This window comes from Rhizobium sp. TH135 (assembly GCF_002855515.1).
Lineage (GTDB): Bacteria > Pseudomonadota > Alphaproteobacteria > Rhizobiales > Rhizobiaceae > Allorhizobium.
Map to the genome: position 1 here is coordinate 574,893 of NZ_PKRP01000003.1, position 18,968 is coordinate 593,860.

Below are 18,968 nucleotides of genomic sequence, written 5' to 3' on the forward strand. Positions count from 1 at the left end.
AACGATTTGTCAGGGAGAAAAACCATGGATGTTCGCGCCGCCGTCGCCGTTCAGGCTGGAAAGCCGCTCGAGGTCATGACCGTTCAGCTGGAAGGCCCGCGCGCGGGCGAAGTGCTGATCGAGGTCAAGGCCACGGGGATCTGTCACACCGACGATTTCACCCTGTCGGGTGCCGATCCGGAAGGTCTGTTCCCGGCGATCCTCGGCCATGAAGGTGCAGGCATCGTCGTTGATGTCGGCCCGGGGGTCACCTCGGTGAAGAAGGGCGATCACGTTATTCCGCTCTACACGCCGGAATGCCGCGAGTGCTATTCCTGCCTGTCCCGCAAGACCAATCTCTGCACCGCGATCCGTTCCACCCAGGGCCAGGGTCTGATGCCGGATGGCACGAGCCGTTTCTCGATCGGCAAGGACAAGATCCACCACTACATGGGCTGCTCGACCTTCGCGAACTACACGGTTCTGCCGGAGATCGCGGTCGCCAAGGTCAACCCGGACGCGCCCTTCGACAAGATCTGCTACATCGGCTGCGGCGTGACGACCGGCATCGGCGCCGTCATCAACACGGCCAAGGTCGAGATCGGCGCAACCGCGATCGTCTTCGGTCTCGGCGGCATTGGTCTGAACGTGCTGCAGGGCCTGCGCCTTGCCGGCGCCGACATGATCATCGGCGTCGACATCAACCCCGATCGCAAGGCCTGGGGCGAGAAGTTCGGCATGACGCATTTCGTCAATCCGAAGGAAGTCGAAGGCGATATCGTGCCGTATCTCGTCAACATGACCAAGCGCAATGGCGACCTGATCGGCGGCGCCGACTACACCTTCGACTGCACCGGCAATACCAAGGTCATGCGCCAGGCACTCGAAGCCTCGCATCGCGGCTGGGGCAAGTCTGTCATCATCGGCGTGGCCGGTGCCGGCCAGGAGATCTCGACGCGTCCCTTCCAACTGGTGACCGGCCGCAACTGGATGGGCACGGCCTTTGGCGGGGCACGCGGCCGTACCGACGTGCCGAAGATCGTCGACTGGTACATGGAGGGCAAGATCCAGATCGACCCGATGATCACCCACACCATGCCGCTCGAAGACATCAACAAGGGTTTCGACATGATGCACAAGGGCGAGAGCATCCGGGGCGTCGTAGTCTATTGATCACGGGGCCTGCCTACACGGTCGATGTGCAGAGGCTCGATGAGTTCTCCGCCGTCGACCTCTACGCCATGCTGAAACTGCGCGTCGATGTCTTCGTCGTCGAGCAGCACTGCCCCTATCCGGAGCTGGATGGCAACGATCTCGACTGCCTGCATCTGCGGCTGCTGGATGGCGATGACCTACTCGCCTGCGCGCGGCTCTGGCGCCCGACGCTGGGGCATCACCCCCGCATCGGCCGCGTCGCGGTGTCGCCTGATCATCGCGGAAAGCGACTGGGCGAAGCCTTGATGCGCGAGGCAATTGCCGAGGTGGAGAAGCGCCATCCGGGCGAGCCGATCGAGATTTCGGCGCAAAGCCATCTGCAGAAGTTCTACGGGTCGCTGGGCTTCGAGGTGATTTCGGAGGAATATCTGGAGGATGATATTCCGCATGTTGATATGCTGCGGCGGGGGTAGGTTTTCACGATCGTTTCGCTAGATGGCTGGTTATACGAAATCATGATAGACTGACGTAGTCTCTCGGAGTTGACGTGATGAAGCATGACCGCATTATGTTGGACGATAAACAAGCAGCTTTGGTCGAGCGGCTAGTGGAATCGGGTCGGTTCAGTTCAACGACAGACGTCATCGGCTACAGCCTTGATCTGCTAGAGCAACGCGAGGCGGAGGCCGCGCGGTTTCTGACGGATCTGGAGCGCGAAGCGGCCCTCGGATTGGAAAGTGGCCCGCCGGTTATGATGGAATCGGCTGACGAGCTGGTCTCAGCATTTCGGAAGCGGCGGTGACCCATGCCGCGGATCCTGCGAAGACCACTCTTCGTCGAGGATCTTTACGGCATTTGGTCCTTCATCGGGGCGGACAATGAGGCCGCAGCCGATAGCTTCGTCGCAGAGTTGGAAGAGCGATACCGGATATTGGCGGAACGTCCGCATCTAGGCGTCCAACGATTTCCAAGATATCCGGCGATGCGGCTATTCCCCTTCCGGCGATACCTGATTATCTACCAGCCACTCGACACCGGGGACGGGATCGAGCTCATCCGTCTCCTGCATGCGGCGCGAGACTATCGCAGATTTTTTGACGACTGATCAAATGCCCGAAATCTATGTCGATGCCGATGCCTGTCCCGTGAAGCCGGAGATCCTGAAAGTCGCCGAACGGCACGATCTGCCGGTGACCTTTGTAGCGAATGCGGGCCTGCGGCCTTCGCGCGATCCGATGGTCAAAAACGTCATCGTCTCCGGCGCCTTCGATGCGGCAGACGACTGGATCGCCGAGCGTTGTGGCGAAGGCGATATCGTCGTCACTGCCGACGTGCCGCTGGCCGGTCGTTGCGTGGCGGCCGGTGCACTGGTGACAGGGCCGACGGGGCGGATCTTCGACACCGCAAATATCGGCATGGCGACGGCCATGCGCGATCTCGGAGCCCACTTGCGCGAGACCGGCGAGAGCAAGGGCTACAACGCTGCCTTTTCCCCGCGTGACCGCTCGGCCTTCCTCGAAACGCTTGACAGGCTCTGCCGCCGGATCAAGAAGTAGACCCTCATTCAACGGCCATAACGGCGGCGCGACGCTTTGAAAAATATGATGAATTCAGTGCTCGATCACCGCTACCGCTCCTTCATGGTGGCGGGCGTGATCGCGCTTTCGGCTTTGCCCTTCGTGGCGATCTGGGAACCCGATATCACCATCGAGTTGCCGGCCATCCTGTTTTTCACCGTCTATCTCACGCTCGCTTTTTTGCGCCTGCGGCGGCTGACGCCGTCCTATCTCAAGCAACGTGCCGATGTGGCCGACGCCCCGGCCTTCGTCATTCTCGGCGTCACGGTGCTCGCCATCGTCGCTGCCATCGGCTCGCTGTTTCTGGCGCTGAACCGCGAACAGCAGGCGGGACTGGGTGAACTGGCGCTCGCCGTTGCCGCCGTCGTGCTGGGCTGGCTGACGATCCACACCATGGCGGCGATGCATTACGCTCATGTCTACTGGCGGCCCTCCCGCGCCCATGAGAACGGGCGGCGCGGCGGGCTCGACTTTCCCGGCACACCAGACCCCTGCGGTCACGATTTCCTCTATTTCTCGCTGGTCATCGGCATGACGGCCCAGACATCCGACGTCGTGATCACCTCGACCGCGATGCGCAAGCTGAACCTCGTGCATGCCACGATCTCCTACTTCTTCAACACCGTGCTGGTGGCCGCCGCTGTCAACGCGGCCGTGTCGCTCGCCGGCTGACCCATTCCCAGGACAAGGAAGCTTCCCGATGAACATTCTTTCCCAGAACACCGCCTTCGGCGGCATGCAGGGCGTCTTTTCGCACCAGTCGGATGCGACCGGCACCGAGATGACTTTCGCCGTCTTCGTGCCGCCCCAGGCGATTGCCGAGAAGCGTCCCGTGCTCTGGTATCTCTCAGGCCTCACCTGCACCCATGCCAATGTCATGGAAAAAGGCGAATACCGCCGCATGGCCGCCGAACTCGGTCTGATCGTCGTCTGCCCCGACACCAGCCCCCGCGGCAATGACGTCGCCGACGAACTCACCAACTGGAAGATGGGCAAGGGCGCGGGCATGTATCTCAATGCCACCGAAACGCCCTGGGCCGAGCACTACCAGATGTATTCCTACATAACGGAAGAGCTGCCGGCCTTGATCGCCGAGCAGTTCCGCGCCGATATGAGCCGCCAGGGCATTTTCGGCCATTCCATGGGCGGCCATGGCGCAATGACGATTGCGCTGAAAAACCCCGACCGCTTCAAGAGCTGCTCGGCCTTCGCCCCGATCGTTAATCCGCTGACCGCCGACTGGACGCAGGATGCGTTTGAGAAGTACCTCGGCGCCGACCGCGCCAAGTGGCGCAAATACGATGCCTGCGCGCTGGTCGAGGACGGCGCCCGCTTCCCGGAATTCCTTGTTGATCAGGGCAAGGCAGACAGCTTCCTGGAGACAGGTCTCGCACCCTGGAAGTTTGAGGAGACAGTAAAGGGTACGGATATCGGGCTAACGCTGCGCATGCACGAGCGCTACGACCACTCCTACTACTTCATCTCGACCTTCATGGAGGATCACCTGAAGTGGCATGCGGAGCGATTGGGCTGAGGCCAACCTATCAGGACGTCATGCTCGGGCTTGCCCCGAGCATCCGCTACCGTTGAATTTACTGCGACGTCTTTGGTGCGCTCGCCTCCAGACGCCCATCACCCATGCCCATGGCGATGATGCAGATCCGGGTAATGCGGGTGTTTGTGACGCAGCGGCGTGTGGCGGTGCCAATGCGCATGCGGCTCGGTCACCGGGCCGTCATGGACATGGCTGTGATGATCGTCATGGCTGTGAAGATGATCGTGCTCGATGGGATCATGCACATGGTCATGCTCGTGCCGTTCGGACAGATGCAGCCACAAGCCGATCCCCATCAGGAAAGCCGCGACAAGGAGCGAGACGGATGGCGACTCGCGGAAAACAACCACGGCAATCAGGGCACCGATAAAGGGCGCAAGTGAGAAATAGGCACCGGTGCGCGCGGTGCCGAGATGGCGCAAGCTCAGCATGAACATCACAAGGCTGACGCCGATTCCGAGAAAGCCGACCACGGCGCCGGCGGCGATGACCGTCATGTCGGGGATGGCGGCGCCGAGCGTAAAGGCAAGGATGACATTGGTGCCGCCGGCGGCCAGCCCCTTGATCATCGCGATCTGCACCGGATCGGCAGACGAGAGTTTTCGGGTCAGATTGTTATCGATGCCCCAGCAGAGGCAGGCGGCCGCAATCCACACCCCACCCGGATCAAGCCGCAAAGTGCCACTGTCGAAGGACAGGATCGCCGCCCCAAGAAGAATGGCAAGCGCGCCCATCAACAACCGTCGATCGACATTCTCGCGAAACACCAGCCAGGCAATCAGCATCGTGGCCAGGCCCTCGAGATTGAGGAGCAACGAGGCGGAAGACGCGGTCGTGAGCGACAGGCCGAGCATCAGGAAGAGCGGCGCCATAATGCCGCCGAACAGCACCACGGCGGCAAGCCAGGGCAGATCCGGGCGCGAGAGCGGGGTTTCCACCCGCTCAAGCCCGAGCAATGGCCGCCCCCAATGAACGAGCGCCAGACCTATCCCGGCACCGAGATAGAGGAGGCCCGCCAGAAGCCAAGGATCCACGCTGCCGAGCAACCATTTCGACAGCGGCGCCGAGGCGCCGAAGAGGATGGCCGAGCCGAGGGCGAGCGGAACGCCGGGAAAGAGATGGGAGTGATGGTGGTGGTCCATGCGGGGAGCTTACAGAGAATGTCGAAAGCGTACAGTCCGTTTCACGCCGCCGCGATCACTCACGACACGAATGCACTGGCTCATAAGTACGACATAGCCTCACCGCGCGTCATGCTCGGGCCTGTCCCGAACATCTGCGACCGTCGAACAAGTGAAACCACAGTAGATCCTCGGCACGAGGCCGAGGATGACGATCAATGAATGGCGAGCCCCTCACCCCCGACGATAGACGAACCGCTCGAAATCAGCCGGTCGGCCCTGCCCGGTGATGTCGAAGCAGAACATGCCGGCGAAGGCGCCGGTGAAGGAGCCGTGTTCGCCGAAGCCGCCTTCGTCGGAGACGACACCGGCATCGAGGACCGGGCCGATGGGGTGCCATGCACCCTCGCCCGCTGGGCGCCAGGAGAATTGCAGGTCGTTGTCGGTGATCTCCATGGCAAGATCGATCGCGCCATCCGGGATAGACTGGCCCATGCCGATTGGGAAGGTCAGATTGCCGGAGGGGTAGTCACCCGGGCAGGACAGGATGATCAGCGAGCGGCCGAGCTTTTCGTCGGTCGAGATCCCCAGCGCGTGGAACTTGTAGCGATTGTAGTAGTGGGTCAGACCTGCGACCTGCTGATAGGTGTCGGGCGAGAATTCAAGACGCGTCTCGGCACGGAAGCGGTGATGCTCCTGACGACGGGCGACCAGCGACTGTTCGAACCAGGAGCCAATACTCTCGCGCCCGAAGAGGCGCAGGCGCCCTGCCCGCTCGCTCAGACTGAACAGGCGCTCCGGCTGCGGCGTGCGCAGCCACTGAAATTCTTTCGGTAAGTCTCCGCTGTCGAACGTCCTGACGATCTCGACGGGTTCTTCGCGTTTGATCGCGCCATGAGGTGCCGGCACCTCGACATCAGGCACGACGCCGCCCTGTTCGAGATAGAGCCAGCCGTCGTCCTTCCAGACGCATTTCTGCAGGCCCGTTTCGCGGCCCAGCGTGCAGCGGCGCTTCGGCGCCATCGGCCGGCCACAGAGATGGGTGTGGTAGAATTGGCCGTCGGGCGTTTCGACATATTGACCGTGGCCGGCGCGTTGCAGGACGGCGTCGGGGGCATCTTTCGAGGTGATGAGATGCGTGTTCGGGTGCATCTCATAGGGACCATCGATCGAGCGAGAACGGGCCATGGTCACGACGTGGTCGTAGCCGGTGCCGCCCTCGGCGGTGGTCATGTAATACCAGCCATTGCGCTTGAAGAGATGCGGGCCTTCGACCAGGCCGTGTTTGCTACCCTCGAAGATGTTCTTGATCGGGCCGATGAGCTTCTTCGTCTTCGGGTCCCATTCCTGCAGGAGGATGCCGTCGAACTTGGCGTGGCCGATGGTGTTGCGGGCTTCGGGTCGGTGGTTCCACTGCATGTTGAGGAACCACTTGCGCCCGTCGTCATCGTGGAAGAGCGAAGGGTCGAAGCCGGAGGAATTGACATAGATGGGATCGGACCACGGGCCTTCGATGGAGGGCGCCGTGACGATGTAGTTGTGCGCGTCCTTGAACGAGCCTTCGAAGCGTTTGACGTCGGTATAGACGAGCCAGAAGAGACCATCGGCGTACGAGAGGCACGGAGCCCAGACACCGCAGCTGTCAGGATTGCCGCGCATGTCGAGCTGGCTCGCGCGGTTGAGCGGACGGGTCACGAGCTCCCAGTTGGCGAGATCGCGAGAATGGTGGACCTGCACGCCCGGAAACCATTCGAAGGTGGAGGTGGCGATGTAGTAATCCTCGCCCACACGGCAGATCGAGGGATCCGGATTGAAGCCCGGCAGGATGGGGTTGATGATCATGGTGTGTGGTTCCTCCTGCCTAGTGGCTTATCTTACGTGAACGATGCCCCTCATCCCCCTGCCGGGACCTTCTCCCCGCAGGCGGGGAGAAGGCGGAGACGGTCACCGCAGTGCCCTTCTCCCCGTTTACGGGGAGAAGGTGGCGGCAGCCGGATGAGGGGCCATCTTCAGCCTTACTTCTTCTTCCGCGGCGGGCCCTTGCGCTCGGCAGAGGCGGCCCAGATGTTGATGTCGGCATCCTTGGCGAAGACGTCGATCTCAGTGAGCTCTTCCGCCGTGAAATCTGGCGTCTCGATTGCCTTGACGCAGTCCTCGACCTGGGAGGGCTTCGACGCGCCGATCAGGGCCGTGGTGATGTGGCCGCCACGCAGCACCCAGGACAGCGCCATCTGCGCCAGCGTCTGGCCGCGCTTCTCGGCGATGCGGTTGAGGCCTCGGATGTTTTCGAGATTGCGCTCGTTGAGGAAGCCCGGGTCGAGCGACTTGTCCTGCGTCGCGCGGGTGCCTTCCGGAATACCGTTCAGATACTTGGACGTGAGCATGCCCTGGGCGAGCGGCGAGAAGACGATCGAGCCGACGCCCAGCTCTTCCAGCGTGTCGATCAGCCCGTCTTCCTCGATCCAGCGATTGATCATCGAATAGCTGGGCTGGTGGATGAGGAGCGGCGTGCCCAGGCTCTTCAGGATGGCATGGGCTTCGCGCGTGCGCTTCGAATTGTAGGAGGAAATCCCGACATACTGCGCCCTGCCCGAGCGGACGATGTGGTCGAGCGCGCCGCAGGTTTCTTCGAGCGGCGTGTCAGGATCGAAGCGGTGCGAATAGAAGATGTCGACATAGTCGAGGCCCATCCGCTTCAGGCTCTGGTCGCAGGATGCGATGAGATATTTGCGGCTGCCCCACTCGCCGTAAGGGCCGGGCCACATATTGTAGCCGGCCTTGGAGGAGATGATCAGCTCGTCGCGGTAACCGCGAAAATCGGTCTTGAGGATTTCGCCGAACGCTTCTTCCGCGGAGCCGGCCGGCGGGCCGTAATTGTTGGCGAGGTCGAAATGGGTGATGCCGAGGTCGAAGGCCTTGCGGCAGATCGCCTGCTTGGTGGAATGCGGCGTGTCATTGCCGAAATTGTGCCAGAGGCCGAGCGAGATCGCCGGCAGCTTCAGCCCGCTCTTGCCGCAGCGATTATAGGTCATCCGCTCATAGCGGTTTTCGGCGGGGGTATAGGTCATGGATGGTTCTCTCCCAGAAGGTCTTGTCTTCGAGTCCGCCCCTCATCCCCCCTGCCGGGACCTTCTCCCCGCAAGCGGGGAGAAGAGGGCGAGACGCCGGCCACACAGGCCTTCTCCCCGTTTACGGGGAGAAGGTGGCGGCAGCCGGATGAGGGGCTAAGACACAGACCTTATCTAAGCAGAGCCTGCGCTTCGTCGATACCCAATGCTGCAGGTTGGGTGCAGGTTGTCGACAAGGTTACGAATTCACCTGTTTCACCCGACTTCAGGATGGACACCATCACGTCCACACCATGCAGGGTACGGTCCAGCGAGCAGCGGGCATCGCGGCCTTCGAGGATCGCAACCGCCATGTCGGCGAGGCCGGCCGTGCGGTAGTTGGCACGCGGGCCTTGCGGGCTTTCCTGGTTGTTGCGACCGAAGGGATGATCCCAGGCTTCGAGCTGCTGGATGTTCTTGTCGCGACCGGAGGCCTCGACCACACCGCCGAAGAAGTTCGGGTCGGGCACGTAAAGTGACCCTTCGGTGCCGTAGAGTTCCATATTGGCGTGGCGGTGGCTCCAGACATCCCAGCTGGCAGACAGGGTGATCGTGGCACCGTTCTGGAATTCCAAGAGCGCATGGATGTTGGTGGGAGTCTTGACCGGGATCGTCTCGCCATTGCGGGGCTGGCTGGTGATGGTGCGGGTCTCGTTGGCCATCGAGGTCAGGGCAGCCACCCGCTTTACAGGACCGATCAGGTTGATCAGGTTGGCGATGTAATAGGGCCCGAGATCGAGGATGGGGCCGCCGCCGGGCAGGAAGAAGAAGTCCGGGTTCGGATGCCACATCTCCATGCCGGGGCTCATCACGTGGCAGGTGCCGGAGGTGACGCGGCCGATGCCGCCCTTGTCGATATAGGCGCGGGCAAGCTGATGCGCACCGCCGAGGAAGGTGTCTGGTGCGCAGCCGACCGACAGGCCCTTGGCCTTGGCAATCGCGCGCAGGTCCTCGCCCTGTTCAAGCGAGAGCACCAGCGGCTTCTCCGAATAGACATGTTTGCCGGCTTCGAGGATGCGCTTGGAGACCGGATAATGCGCATCCGGGATCGTCAGGTTGACGACGATGTCGACCTCGTCATTGGCGAGGAGTTCATCGATGGTCTGGGCCTTGACGCCATATTCGGCTGCCCGGGCTTCGGCGGCTGCCGGATTAAGATCCGCGCAGGCGACGACCTTCAGGCCGCGAAACAGCGGCGCCAGCGAGAAGTAGGTGGTGGAGATATTGCCGCATCCGATGATGCCGACGCCGAGTTCGCGTGCCATGGAAATGTCCTGCTTGCTGCGAGTGGTTCAGTAGGTCTTGAAGGAGGCGATCGAGCGGGTGATCAGCCGGTCGATGTCCTTAGGATTGTCGTGCTCGACGACGAAATGCTTGACACGGGTGCTCTTCAGCGCCGCGATCAGGCCCTTCCAGTCGACCGTGCCGTGGCCGACATCCGCCCAGCCGTCTTCGTCGGTGTTCTCGCCAGCAGGCGCGATGTCCTTCACGTGCACGGCGCTGATGCGCTTGCCGTAGCTTTCGATCCAGGCGAAGGGATCGGCTTTGCCGCGGATAACCCAGGCGATATCCGCTTCCCAGTCGAGCTCCGGGCCACCGGCAAAGATCTGCTCCTGCGGAGTCGATCCGTCCGCCAAAGCCACGAATTCGAAGTCGTGATTGTGCCAGCCGAAGACGAGACCGGCATCGCGCAGCGGCTTGCCGGCGGCCTGCAGGCGCTGGCCGAAGGCGAACCAGCCGCTGGCGTCCGTCGGACGCTGGTCGGGCATCAGATAGGGGCAATAGACCGCCTCGATGCCGAGCGTCTTGGCGATCTTGATAACACGGGCCGGATCGTTCTCGATCATGTCGAGGCCGAAGTGGGCGGTCGGCATAGTCAGGTTATTGTCATCAAGTTCCTTGCGGAAGGCGTCGAGTTCGCCATCGGCGAGCGAGGCGTAGAGGGCGCCGTAACCCTCGACTTCACTGTAACCAGCGGCCTGGAGTTTCGGATAGATGCCGCTGAAGGGCTGGAAATTGCGGGCGCTGTAAAGCTGAAAGCCGAGTTTGGTCATGGGGGTAGTCTCCTCCTCGTTTGGTCCTGGATCGGGCGCCCAGTCCCTTAGAAATGATGGCTGTCAATCCGCCGACTGGCAGCTGTAAAGATCGTAGATGCGGAACTCCGGCACGGTGCCGGCGGCAAGCGGAGTGTCCGGTTTGAAGATGATGCGGCGGCTCTCGCCAGCCGAAAGGTCAAAGGCGTTATCGGAATAGCGGCCGGGGATCGCGCTTTCGAGCATGACGAAGAGTGCCAGGCCCTGGGACGTGACCGTGACCTCAAAGGCGCCGTCGATGGTCGGGGTGACCGAGGTCTCGATGCGGGAAGGCTCGAGATCGAGAGCCTTGTAGGTACCGTTGATAAAATGCCCCTCCCCGGTCATGCCGTTCGAAACCGTGAAGCTCCAGGCGAGCAGGCCATCGGCCGGGATCTCGCTGGCATCGAGCGTGACCAGCAGGTCGGCGGCATCTGGGCCGCAATCACCCTGCACGCTTTTCAGCGGAATGCGCTCGCCCGACAGCGTCAGGACGAAGAGATTGGCGTCGATGGTGACGGTGTCGAGCGTGTCGTTGACCATGGAGAGCGCAATGCTGCTGCCGTCCTCGGACGGAATCGCGGCGACCGTGACTGGCTGGAAGAAGCGACGCACCATGTAATGCATGGCCTTCCAGCTGCCGCCGTAGTCGAGGCTCGACCAGGAGGCGACCGGCCAGGTGTCGTTGAGCTGCCAGTAAACAGTCCCCATGCAATGGGGCTTCAGCGACCGCCAGTATTCGACGGCAGTCTTGATGGCGAGACCCTGCTGGATCTGGCTCAGATAGACGAAATTGGCGAAATCCTTGGGGAAGCGGAAATAGCGGAACATCGTGCCCGCGATCCGCTCATTGCCGCCGGCATTCTTCTGGTGCAGCTCGATGACAGGCGAAGCGATGTTCATGTCGGCCTTGTCGGCGAAGCTCTCGATGACCGGCAGCGACGTATAGGACTGGAAGCCGAATTCCGAGCAGAAACGCGGTTTGACAGTTCGGTAATTATCGAAACTCTTATTCTCGTGCCAGACCGACCAGTAATGCATGTCGCCGGAACCATCGGCATGCCAGGCATCGCCGTAATCGAGATAGCCCGACGCCGGGCTGGACGGCCACCAGATGCCCTGCGGATAAGTCTTCTTGACGCCCTGCTCGATGGTCCGGTTCAGACGGTCATAGGCGACGAGATAGCGATCGCGGTTGTCGCGGGATTCCGGGAACCAGGTAAGCGCACCGACGAGCTCATTGTCACCGCACCAGATAACGATGGAGGCGTGGCTGGAGAGCCGCTTGACCTGGTACTCGACCTCGTGGGCGACGTTGTCGAGGAAGTCCTCGGTGCAAGGGTAGAGATTGCAGGCGAACATGAAATCCTGCCAGACCATCAGGCCGAGCCGGTCGCAGAGATCGTAAAACCAGTCGGCCTCGTAGAAGCCACCGCCCCAGATGCGGATCATGTTCATATGCGCGGCGACGGCCGAGTTCAGCAGATCGGTCGTCTTCTCCTCGGACGAACGCGAGAATAGCGCGTCCGCCGGGATCCAGTTGGCGCCACGGCAGAAGATCTCGCGGCCGTTGACCTTGAGCGCGAAGCGGCTGCCGGCCTCGTCCGGATCGGTGATCAGCTCGACAGTGCGAAGGCCGATCTGGCGGGTGACGGTCTCGGTCGGCAGGTCGACGGTGAGCCCATAGAGCGCCTGCTCACCGGAACCCGATGGCCACCAGAGGCGCGGGTTTTCGATCTCGAAGACATGCACGACCTTGGTCTCGCCGGCAGAAATGCCGACATCCAGGCGGAGACGGTCGGTGTCGAGTGCGAAGTGGATCGGCACTACGGCTGGCTCGACGGAATGGATGGTAGCGGTAACCTTGAGCTCGACGCGGCCATCGGCATGGTGGACCTGCTCCGTCTCGACATGCTCGATGCGGGCCGGGTCGAGCTTCTTCAGCGACAGCGTGCCATAGATCCCGAGCGGCGCGATCGCAATATTCCAGTCCCAGCCGAAATGGCATTGCGGCTTGCGCAGCATGTTGCCGTTCGGGATCGGACAATTACCGGTCGAATAGGGAATGTAGAACGGCTGGCGCGCCTGGCGCTCGGCGCCTGCCGTGATGCTGGAATGGAAGACGATGCGGATCGTGTTTTCGCCCGGCTGCAGCGCGTGGCTCACATCGGGGCGATAGCGACGGAAGCAATTATCGGCAGACAGCACCGGGATATCGTTGACGAAGACGACGGCCACCGTGTCGAGATAGTCGATATCGAGATACCAGCTGCCGGAGATATCGGGAACGACAACGCGGCGCTCGATCACCCAGTCGCGCTCGGCGACCCACTGCACCACTTCCTCGTTGCGGCCGAAATAGGGATCCGGGATCATGCCAGCCGCATGCAAAGCCGAATGCACGTCACCCGGCAGCGTGATCGCCGCCTCGTGTGCGCCATCGGCGCAAGCGAGATGCCATTCGCCGTGAAGATCGATGACGCCGCCGTTTGCACTCTCAGTCATGATGCTTGTCCTGCAGAAGAAAAAGGCGCCCCGGTCACAGCCCGGGGCGCAGGGGGAACTGTTCAGATGCGCTCTTCGGTCTGCGCATCGAAGAGCGAAGCGACTTCCATGTCGAAGCCCAGCCGCACCTTGGCACCCGGCGCATAGCGACGTGTGCCGCCGATGCGGACCGACATCGTGTGGCCGGCATGTTTCAGCCACAGAAGGTTGTCGGCGCCCATCGGCTCCTCGATATCGACGACGGCCTCGTGCAATTCGCTGATGCCACTCTCTTCATCGACCTTGATGTGCTCCGGCCGCACGCCGAGCACGACCTTGCGACCGCCGGTCAGTGGCTCCCCCGAGCGATATCCCTTCATCGAGAAGAGGACGTCGTGGGTCCGGAAGAACACTTCGCCGCCCTCGTTGACGAGATCGCCATGCAAGAAGTTCATCGACGGCGACCCGATGAAGCCGGCGACGAAGAGGTTTCTCGGCTGATTGTAGATCGTGTTCGGATCGGCAAGCTGCTGGATGACGCCGCTCTTCATGATCGCGATGCGGTCAGCGAGTGTCAGGGCCTCGATCTGGTCATGGGTGACGTAGATCATCGTGTTCTTGAGGCTGTGATGCAGACGCTTGATTTCGACGCGCAGCTCCGAGCGCAGCTTGGCATCGAGGTTGGAGAGCGGCTCGTCGAATAGGAAGACATCGACGTCGCGCACCAACGCACGGCCGATCGCCACGCGCTGACGCTGGCCACCGGACAATGCCGAAGGCTTGCGGTCGAGCAGCGGACCGATCTGCAGGATGTCGGCAGCGCGCTGGACGCGCTTTTCGATCTCCTCCTTCGGCATCTTGGCGACCTGCAGGCCGAAGGAGAGGTTCTTCTTCACCGACATCTGAGGATAAAGCGCATAGGACTGGAAAACCATGCCGATGCCACGGTCCTTGGGCTCTTCCCAGGTGACATTCTTGCCCTTGATGAAGATCTGGCCGTCGGTCGGCTCGAGCAGGCCAGCGATGCAGTTGAGCAGCGTGGACTTGCCGCAGCCGGATGAGCCGAGGAGAACGATGAACTCACCGTCGACGATGTCGAGATTGAGGTTTTCCAGCACCTTAACGGCGCCGAAGCTCAACGAGAGGTCCTTGATCGATACACTGTGCGACATGAGCTTAACCCTTGACTGCGCCGGCGGCGATGCCCCGGACGAAAAGGCGTCCGGAAATGAAGTAGACGATGAGCGGCACGGCGCCGGTGAGCAACGTTGCGGCCATGTTGACGTTGTATTCCTTCACGCCCTGGACCGAATTGACGATGTTGTTCAGCTGCACGGTCATCGGGTAGTATTCCGGTCGGGTGAAGACCACGCCGAACAGGAAGTCGTTCCAGATGCCGGTGATCTGCAGGATCATGGCGACCACGAAGATCGGCAGCGACATCGGCAGCATGATCCTCAGATAGATCTGCCAGAACCCTGCCCCGTCGATGCGCGCGGCCTTGAACAGCTCTTCCGGCAGCGAGGTGAAATAGTTGCGGAACAGCAGCGTCAGGATTGGCATGCCGAAGATGGTGTGCACGATGACGAGGCCGGTCAGCGTGCCATAGATGCCAAGTTCGCGCAGCACGATGACGATCGGGTAGATCATGACCTGATAGGGGATGAAGGCGCCGATGATCAGGATCGTGAAGAACAGTTCCGCACCCTTGAAGCGCCAGTTGGCGAGCGCATAGCCGTTGACCGAGGCAATGAGGATCGAGATCAGCGTCGACGGCACCGTGATGCGCACCGAATTCCAGAAGCCGCGGGACAGGCCATCGCAATTAAGGCCGGTGCAGGCGGTCGCCCAGGCCTTGACCCAGGGCTCGAAGGTGATCTCGACCGGCGGCGAGAAGATGTTGCCGAGACGGATCTCCGGCATGCCCTTGAGCGACGTGACGATCATCACGTAGAGCGGGATCAGATAGTAGATCGCAAAGAAGATCAGCGATCCATAGAGCATGATGTTGCGCGGTGAGAAGGTGCGCTTCGGCTTTGCGCCGCGGGGCCCGGCTCCGAGACGATCGGAGACGGCATCGAAACCGGCGGCGGTGGTGTTCAGAGAACCGGGATTAGCCACGCTTCTTTCCTCCGAATTCGAGATAGGCCCAGGGGATGATGACGATGGCAACCGTCAGCAGCATCATGGTGGAGGCGGCGAAGCCCTGTCCGAGGTTCTGCGCCTGGAACATGTAGTCGTAGACGTACTTTGCCGGAACTTCGGAGGCGATGCCGGGGCCACCGCTGGTCTGGGCGACGACGAGGTCGTAGAGGCGGACAATGCCGGAGGTGATGATCACGAGCGTGGTGATGAAGACCGGGCGCATCATCGGGATGATGATGAAGAGATAGGTCTTCCACATCGGAATGCCGTCGACACGCGAGGCCTTCCAGATGTCCTCGTCGATGCCGCGCAAGCCCGCGAGCAACAGGCACATGACGAGACCCGTGCCCTGCCAGAGACCGGCAATCAGAATGCCGTAGATGACGATGTCGGCATCATAGAGGGGATTGAAGGTGAACGTCTCCCAACCGAGCGAGCGCACGATCGACTGCACCCCGAAATCCGGGTTCAGGATCCACTGCCACACAAGGCCGGTGACGATGAAGGAAAGCGCGAAGGGATAAAGGAAGATTGTCCGGAACGCGTTTTCGAAGCGGATCTTCTGGTCCATCAGCGCGGCGAGCACGAAGCCGATCACGATCGAGAAGATCAGCGACAGGATGCCGTAGATCGCCAGGTTCTGGATCGACATCACCCAGCGCGGCGCGTCCCAGAGGCGCTCGTACTGATCGAAGCCGACGAAACTCGCACGCGGCAGGAGCTTCGAATTGGTGAAGGAATAGACGACCGTCCAGATCGTGCCGCCCAGGAAGATGACCATTGCGGTCAACACCATGGGAATGGAGGCGATCTTGGCGTTCAGATTGCGAAACAGCTTGTTAGGTCGACCGGCATGCGACGGGCTTGCCATGGGTCAGTCCTCCTCGTCCTGGACACGGGTTGGCCAGCCAAGACCGTCACGCTGAAACGCACACGCTTCCCGCACGGCCGGCAGACGGGCGCTCATGCCCTACCCGGTCGATAATGGCCAATGTCCGGCCAGGGGACACCCCTGGCCGGACAGGTCACCCGCGATTACTCGGCGGAAGCAATGATGTCGGCGAAGCGCTTCTGCGCATCTTCGACAGTCATGGACGGATTGGCGAAGAACTCGGAGAAGAGGTCTTCCTTCTGCTTCTGGCTGTCAGCCGAAAGCAGCTGGTCGGTGCCCTGGATGACATTGCCCTTGGCGAGAATGTCGAGGCCCTTCTTCATGCAGTCGTTGGCAGCGGCCAGATCGACGTCACCACGAACGGGCAGCGAGCCCTTCTTCAGGTTGAAGGCGACCTGCGTTGCAGGGGCAACCAGAGTAGACGCGAGGACGTCCTGTGCTGCCGACTTTTCCGCGTCATCGATGACGGGGAAGTAGAAGGCGTCACCACCGGTCGAGATGATCTCGTTCACACCGAGGCCCGGAAGGCAGGTGTAATCCTTGCCCGCAACCTGATTGGCGAGAGCGAATTCGCCCTGTGCCCAGTCACCCATGATCTGACCGCCGGCCTTGCCGGTGATCACAAGATTGGTGGCCTGGTTCCAGTCCTGCACATTGGTGCCCTTGGACATACGGCGAGCATCGTCGGCAGCCTTGAAGACCTTGGCGATCTCAGGACCGGCTGCGACGGCCTCATCCTTTTCCTTGAAGACCTTCTCGAAGGTCTCCTTGCCGGCAATGGCCACCATCAGTACGTCGAACGCACCGGCCGACTGCCACGGCTGACCACCAACGGCGAGCGGAATGATGCCCTTGGCTTCAAGCGCCGGTGCTGCTGCGACAAACTCGTCCCAGTTCTTCGGCACGGCAACGCCGGCCGATTCGAAGGCGGCGTTCGACAGCCACAGCCACTGCCAGGAGTGGATGTTGACCGGGGCGCAATAGATCTTGCCGTCGATCGTGCAGCTCTCGAGCAGGCTTGCCGGCTTGATGATGTCCTTCCAGCCTTCCTTTTCGGCAACCGCCGTCAGGTCTTTCATCAGACCGGCTTCAGCCAGTTCCTCGGCCTGGCGGCCGTGGTTGAACTGGGTGGCGCCCATCGGATCACCGCCGGTGATGCGGCTGATCATGATCGGGCGGGCGGTACCGCCGGAACCGGCGATAGCGCCGTCGACCCATTTGTTGCCGGTGGCATCGAATGCCTTGGCAAGCTCGGCGACGGCCGCGGCTTCACCGCCGGACGTCCACCAATGAGTTACTTCGAGATCGGTGGCCTGTGCTGCCGCAAACGGCATGACAACAGTAGCGGCCAAAGCTGCCGCAAAGCTACGAAAATTCATGAGTCTCCTCCCTCACTGAAACGTTGCCGGAAAAACTTATGCGAAAGAAATCGCAGACGCAACCAGCCGGATCGGAAAAAATGCTCCCGCCTCCGCATTCATCGTCAGGGTGCACCTGCACACCGCCCTTCAAAACGCTTTGATTCGGATTACGAGCACCCCAAGGGTCAACCAATCACTGATTTTATTCCCACATTTACAACGCTTTATGATTTATCCCGATACATCGTCTCTTTTGGCGAGACTTCGCGACGCGAAGACCCGTCATTTCGCAGCGCACAATCGTAAAAGTTGCACGCCTTCGCAGCGCAGCACAAAATACCGCTCGACAAATCCACTGTATCGTTTCAGATTTTCCGTTCACCGCACCGGGAGGAGGTGCCGGTCTCCAGGTTTGCAGGCGAGGAAAAGCCAATTATAAGCGTGGCTTGTGCGAGTGGCGGGGACGACATGACAGATCAGCAGGGGGGCGGCCTCATAGACCGCCCAGTGGCGACGAAGGAGCGGCCGACGCTCAAGACGATCGCCTTCATGACGGGCCTCGGCATCACCACCGTATCGCGGGCCCTGAAGGACGCTCCCGATATCGGCGCCGAGACCAAGGAACGGGTGCGCATGGTGGCGCGCCAGCTGGGCTATCAGCCGAACCGGGCGGGCGTCCGTCTGCGCACAGGCAAGACGAACGTCATTGCGCTGGTGCTCGGCATCGACGAGGAAATTCTGGGCTTTTCCAACCAGATGGTGGTCGGCATCTCGGAGGTACTATCGGGCACGCCCTACCATATCGTGGTGACGCCGCATGCCCATACCAAGGACCCGATGCTGCCGGTCCGCTATATTCTCGAGACAGGCTCGGCCGATGGCGTGATCATTTCGCGCACCGAGCCCGATGATGCACGGGTGGCGTTGCTGATGGAGCAGAACATGCCGTTCGCCACCCATGGACGGACGAACATGCGCGAGGCGCATCCCTATCACGACTTCGACAACGAGGCCTTCGCCTTCAGCGCCGTCGAACGCCTGGTCAAAAAGGGCCGACGCCGCATTGCTCTGTTGCCGCCGCCGAGCAAGCTCACCTATTACCAGCACACCTTCGATGGCTTTATGCGCGGCCTGCGTGCCTTCGGCGCCGAAGAGGTGCCGTTGCACATCAATATCGATGCGCCGCTAGACCAGATCCGGGCGAGCGTCCAGGATATGATGAGCGGTCCGGACGCCCCTGACGGAATGATCTCCTCCTCCGGCAGCAGTGCGATTGCCGCCAATGCCGGGATCGAGGCGGCCGGGCTGCGCGTCGGCCACGATCTGGATCTGGTTGCGAAACAGGGCACACCGATCCTCCGATGGATCAGGCCCGAGATCATCGTCGCGCGGGAGGATGTCCGCCAGGCCGGCCGGGAACTCGCCAAGGCGGTGATCGCGCGCATAGACGGCGTCGAACCGCAACTGTTGCAGAGCGTCAGCCAACCGCGCTGGGATTAGGCACGGCCGCGATAGGAGCT

18 protein-coding genes are annotated in these 18,968 nt (G+C 61.5%); 8 read left to right on the forward strand and 10 right to left on the reverse strand.

The features are described from left to right. Window positions 1-24 precede the first annotated feature (24 nt). The 7 genes from C0V73_RS11745 (at window position 25) to fghA (ending at window position 4,245) form a co-directional block, all read left to right on the forward strand. Window positions 25-1,152, forward strand: a complete 1,128-nt coding sequence (locus C0V73_RS11745; RefSeq protein ID WP_102020154.1) for an S-(hydroxymethyl)glutathione dehydrogenase/class III alcohol dehydrogenase — start codon at window positions 25-27, stop codon at window positions 1,150-1,152. Next, window positions 1,149-1,607: a GNAT family N-acetyltransferase gene (locus tag C0V73_RS11750; protein ID WP_102020155.1), complete on the forward strand. Its 459-nt coding sequence runs from the start codon at window positions 1,149-1,151 to the stop codon at window positions 1,605-1,607. Before C0V73_RS11745 ends, C0V73_RS11750 begins: the two co-directional genes overlap by 4 nt. Before the next feature lie 77 nt (window positions 1,608-1,684). Further along, complete coding sequence (locus C0V73_RS11755) at window positions 1,685-1,936, forward strand: type II toxin-antitoxin system ParD family antitoxin (RefSeq protein WP_245407944.1); 252 nt, start codon at window positions 1,685-1,687, stop codon at window positions 1,934-1,936. Window positions 1,937-1,939: 3 nt separating this feature from the next. Further along, entirely contained in the window at window positions 1,940-2,239 is a 300-nt protein-coding gene (locus tag C0V73_RS11760) for a type II toxin-antitoxin system RelE/ParE family toxin (protein WP_102020156.1), read from the forward strand. 4 nt (window positions 2,240-2,243) lie between these two features. Then, window positions 2,244-2,690: a YaiI/YqxD family protein gene (locus C0V73_RS11765; protein WP_102020157.1), complete on the forward strand. Its 447-nt coding sequence runs from the start codon at window positions 2,244-2,246 to the stop codon at window positions 2,688-2,690. Window positions 2,691-2,738: 48 nt separating this feature from the next. Beyond that, on the forward strand, window positions 2,739-3,383 hold the full coding sequence (locus C0V73_RS11770; RefSeq protein WP_245407945.1) for a DUF1345 domain-containing protein: 645 nt from the start codon (window positions 2,739-2,741) through the stop codon (window positions 3,381-3,383). Window positions 3,384-3,411: 28 nt separating this feature from the next. Further along, window positions 3,412-4,245, forward strand: a complete 834-nt coding sequence (gene fghA / locus C0V73_RS11775; protein ID WP_102020159.1) for an S-formylglutathione hydrolase — start codon at window positions 3,412-3,414, stop codon at window positions 4,243-4,245. A gap of 98 nt (window positions 4,246-4,343) precedes the next feature. On the opposite strand, the gene C0V73_RS11780 is transcribed toward fghA, so the two are convergent. The 10 genes from C0V73_RS11780 to C0V73_RS11825 form a co-directional block, all read right to left on the reverse strand. Further along, the gene (locus C0V73_RS11780) at window positions 4,344-5,408 is read right to left on the reverse strand and encodes a DMT family transporter (protein WP_102020160.1); all 1,065 of its coding nucleotides are present in this window, start codon (window positions 5,406-5,408) and stop codon (window positions 4,344-4,346) included. A gap of 213 nt (window positions 5,409-5,621) precedes the next feature. Beyond that, complete coding sequence (locus tag C0V73_RS11785; RefSeq protein WP_102020161.1) at window positions 5,622-7,229, reverse strand: glycoside hydrolase family 43 protein; 1,608 nt, start codon at window positions 7,227-7,229, stop codon at window positions 5,622-5,624. Between the two features lie 173 nt (window positions 7,230-7,402). Next, window positions 7,403-8,455, reverse strand: coding sequence for an L-glyceraldehyde 3-phosphate reductase (gene mgrA, locus C0V73_RS11790; RefSeq protein WP_102020162.1), 1,053 nt, complete (start codon window positions 8,453-8,455; stop codon window positions 7,403-7,405). A 170-nt stretch (window positions 8,456-8,625) separates the two neighbouring features. Further along, window positions 8,626-9,759: a Gfo/Idh/MocA family oxidoreductase gene (locus C0V73_RS11795; RefSeq protein WP_102020163.1), complete on the reverse strand. Its 1,134-nt coding sequence runs from the start codon at window positions 9,757-9,759 to the stop codon at window positions 8,626-8,628. 27 nt (window positions 9,760-9,786) lie between these two features. Beyond that, window positions 9,787-10,548, reverse strand: a complete 762-nt coding sequence (locus C0V73_RS11800; protein WP_102020164.1) for a sugar phosphate isomerase/epimerase — start codon at window positions 10,546-10,548, stop codon at window positions 9,787-9,789. A 63-nt stretch (window positions 10,549-10,611) separates the two neighbouring features. Continuing rightward, the gene (locus C0V73_RS11805; protein WP_102020165.1) at window positions 10,612-13,071 is read right to left on the reverse strand and encodes a glycoside hydrolase family 2 protein; all 2,460 of its coding nucleotides are present in this window, start codon (window positions 13,069-13,071) and stop codon (window positions 10,612-10,614) included. Between the two features lie 62 nt (window positions 13,072-13,133). Continuing rightward, window positions 13,134-14,222, reverse strand: a complete 1,089-nt coding sequence (locus tag C0V73_RS11810) for an ABC transporter ATP-binding protein (RefSeq protein WP_102020166.1) — start codon at window positions 14,220-14,222, stop codon at window positions 13,134-13,136. A 4-nt stretch (window positions 14,223-14,226) separates the two neighbouring features. Beyond that, a complete protein-coding gene (locus tag C0V73_RS11815) occupies window positions 14,227-15,171 on the reverse strand; it encodes a carbohydrate ABC transporter permease (protein ID WP_102020167.1) in 945 nt (314 codons plus the stop codon). After that, on the reverse strand, window positions 15,164-16,066 hold the full coding sequence (locus C0V73_RS11820) for a sugar ABC transporter permease (protein WP_102020168.1): 903 nt from the start codon (window positions 16,064-16,066) through the stop codon (window positions 15,164-15,166). Before C0V73_RS11820 ends, C0V73_RS11815 begins: the two co-directional genes overlap by 8 nt. Window positions 16,067-16,230: 164 nt before the next feature. Beyond that, the gene (locus C0V73_RS11825) at window positions 16,231-17,466 is read right to left on the reverse strand and encodes an ABC transporter substrate-binding protein (protein WP_102020169.1); all 1,236 of its coding nucleotides are present in this window, start codon (window positions 17,464-17,466) and stop codon (window positions 16,231-16,233) included. 450 nt (window positions 17,467-17,916) lie between these two features. On the opposite strand from C0V73_RS11825, the gene C0V73_RS11830 reads away from it, so the two are divergent. Further along, window positions 17,917-18,948, forward strand: a complete 1,032-nt coding sequence (locus C0V73_RS11830; protein ID WP_102020170.1) for a LacI family transcriptional regulator — start codon at window positions 17,917-17,919, stop codon at window positions 18,946-18,948. Window positions 18,949-18,968: the final 20 nt, after the last annotated feature.

Bases quoted from the DNA above. Each gene is read 5' to 3' on its own strand.
- C0V73_RS11745 (WP_102020154.1), top strand. From the start codon at position 25: ATGGATGTTCGCGCCGCCGTCGCCGTTCAGGCTGGAAAGCCGCTCGAG.
- C0V73_RS11755 (WP_245407944.1), top strand. From the start codon at position 1,685: ATGAAGCATGACCGCATTATGTTGGACGATAAACAAGCAGCTTTGGTC.
- C0V73_RS11760 (WP_102020156.1), top strand. From the start codon at position 1,940: ATGCCGCGGATCCTGCGAAGACCACTCTTCGTCGAGGATCTTTACGGC.
- C0V73_RS11765 (WP_102020157.1), top strand. From the start codon at position 2,244: ATGCCCGAAATCTATGTCGATGCCGATGCCTGTCCCGTGAAGCCGGAG.
- C0V73_RS11770 (WP_245407945.1), top strand. From the start codon at position 2,739: ATGAATTCAGTGCTCGATCACCGCTACCGCTCCTTCATGGTGGCGGGC.
- fghA (WP_102020159.1), top strand. From the start codon at position 3,412: ATGAACATTCTTTCCCAGAACACCGCCTTCGGCGGCATGCAGGGCGTC.
- C0V73_RS11780 (WP_102020160.1), bottom strand. From the start codon at position 5,408: ATGGACCACCACCATCACTCCCATCTCTTTCCCGGCGTTCCGCTCGCC.
- C0V73_RS11785 (WP_102020161.1), bottom strand. From the start codon at position 7,229: ATGATCATCAACCCCATCCTGCCGGGCTTCAATCCGGATCCCTCGATC.
- mgrA (WP_102020162.1), bottom strand. From the start codon at position 8,455: ATGACCTATACCCCCGCCGAAAACCGCTATGAGCGGATGACCTATAAT.
- C0V73_RS11795 (WP_102020163.1), bottom strand. From the start codon at position 9,759: ATGGCACGCGAACTCGGCGTCGGCATCATCGGATGCGGCAATATCTCC.
- C0V73_RS11800 (WP_102020164.1), bottom strand. From the start codon at position 10,548: ATGACCAAACTCGGCTTTCAGCTTTACAGCGCCCGCAATTTCCAGCCC.
- C0V73_RS11805 (WP_102020165.1), bottom strand. From the start codon at position 13,071: ATGACTGAGAGTGCAAACGGCGGCGTCATCGATCTTCACGGCGAATGG.
- C0V73_RS11810 (WP_102020166.1), bottom strand. From the start codon at position 14,222: ATGTCGCACAGTGTATCGATCAAGGACCTCTCGTTGAGCTTCGGCGCC.
- C0V73_RS11820 (WP_102020168.1), bottom strand. From the start codon at position 16,066: ATGGCAAGCCCGTCGCATGCCGGTCGACCTAACAAGCTGTTTCGCAAT.
- C0V73_RS11825 (WP_102020169.1), bottom strand. From the start codon at position 17,466: ATGAATTTTCGTAGCTTTGCGGCAGCTTTGGCCGCTACTGTTGTCATG.
- C0V73_RS11830 (WP_102020170.1), top strand. From the start codon at position 17,917: ATGACAGATCAGCAGGGGGGCGGCCTCATAGACCGCCCAGTGGCGACG.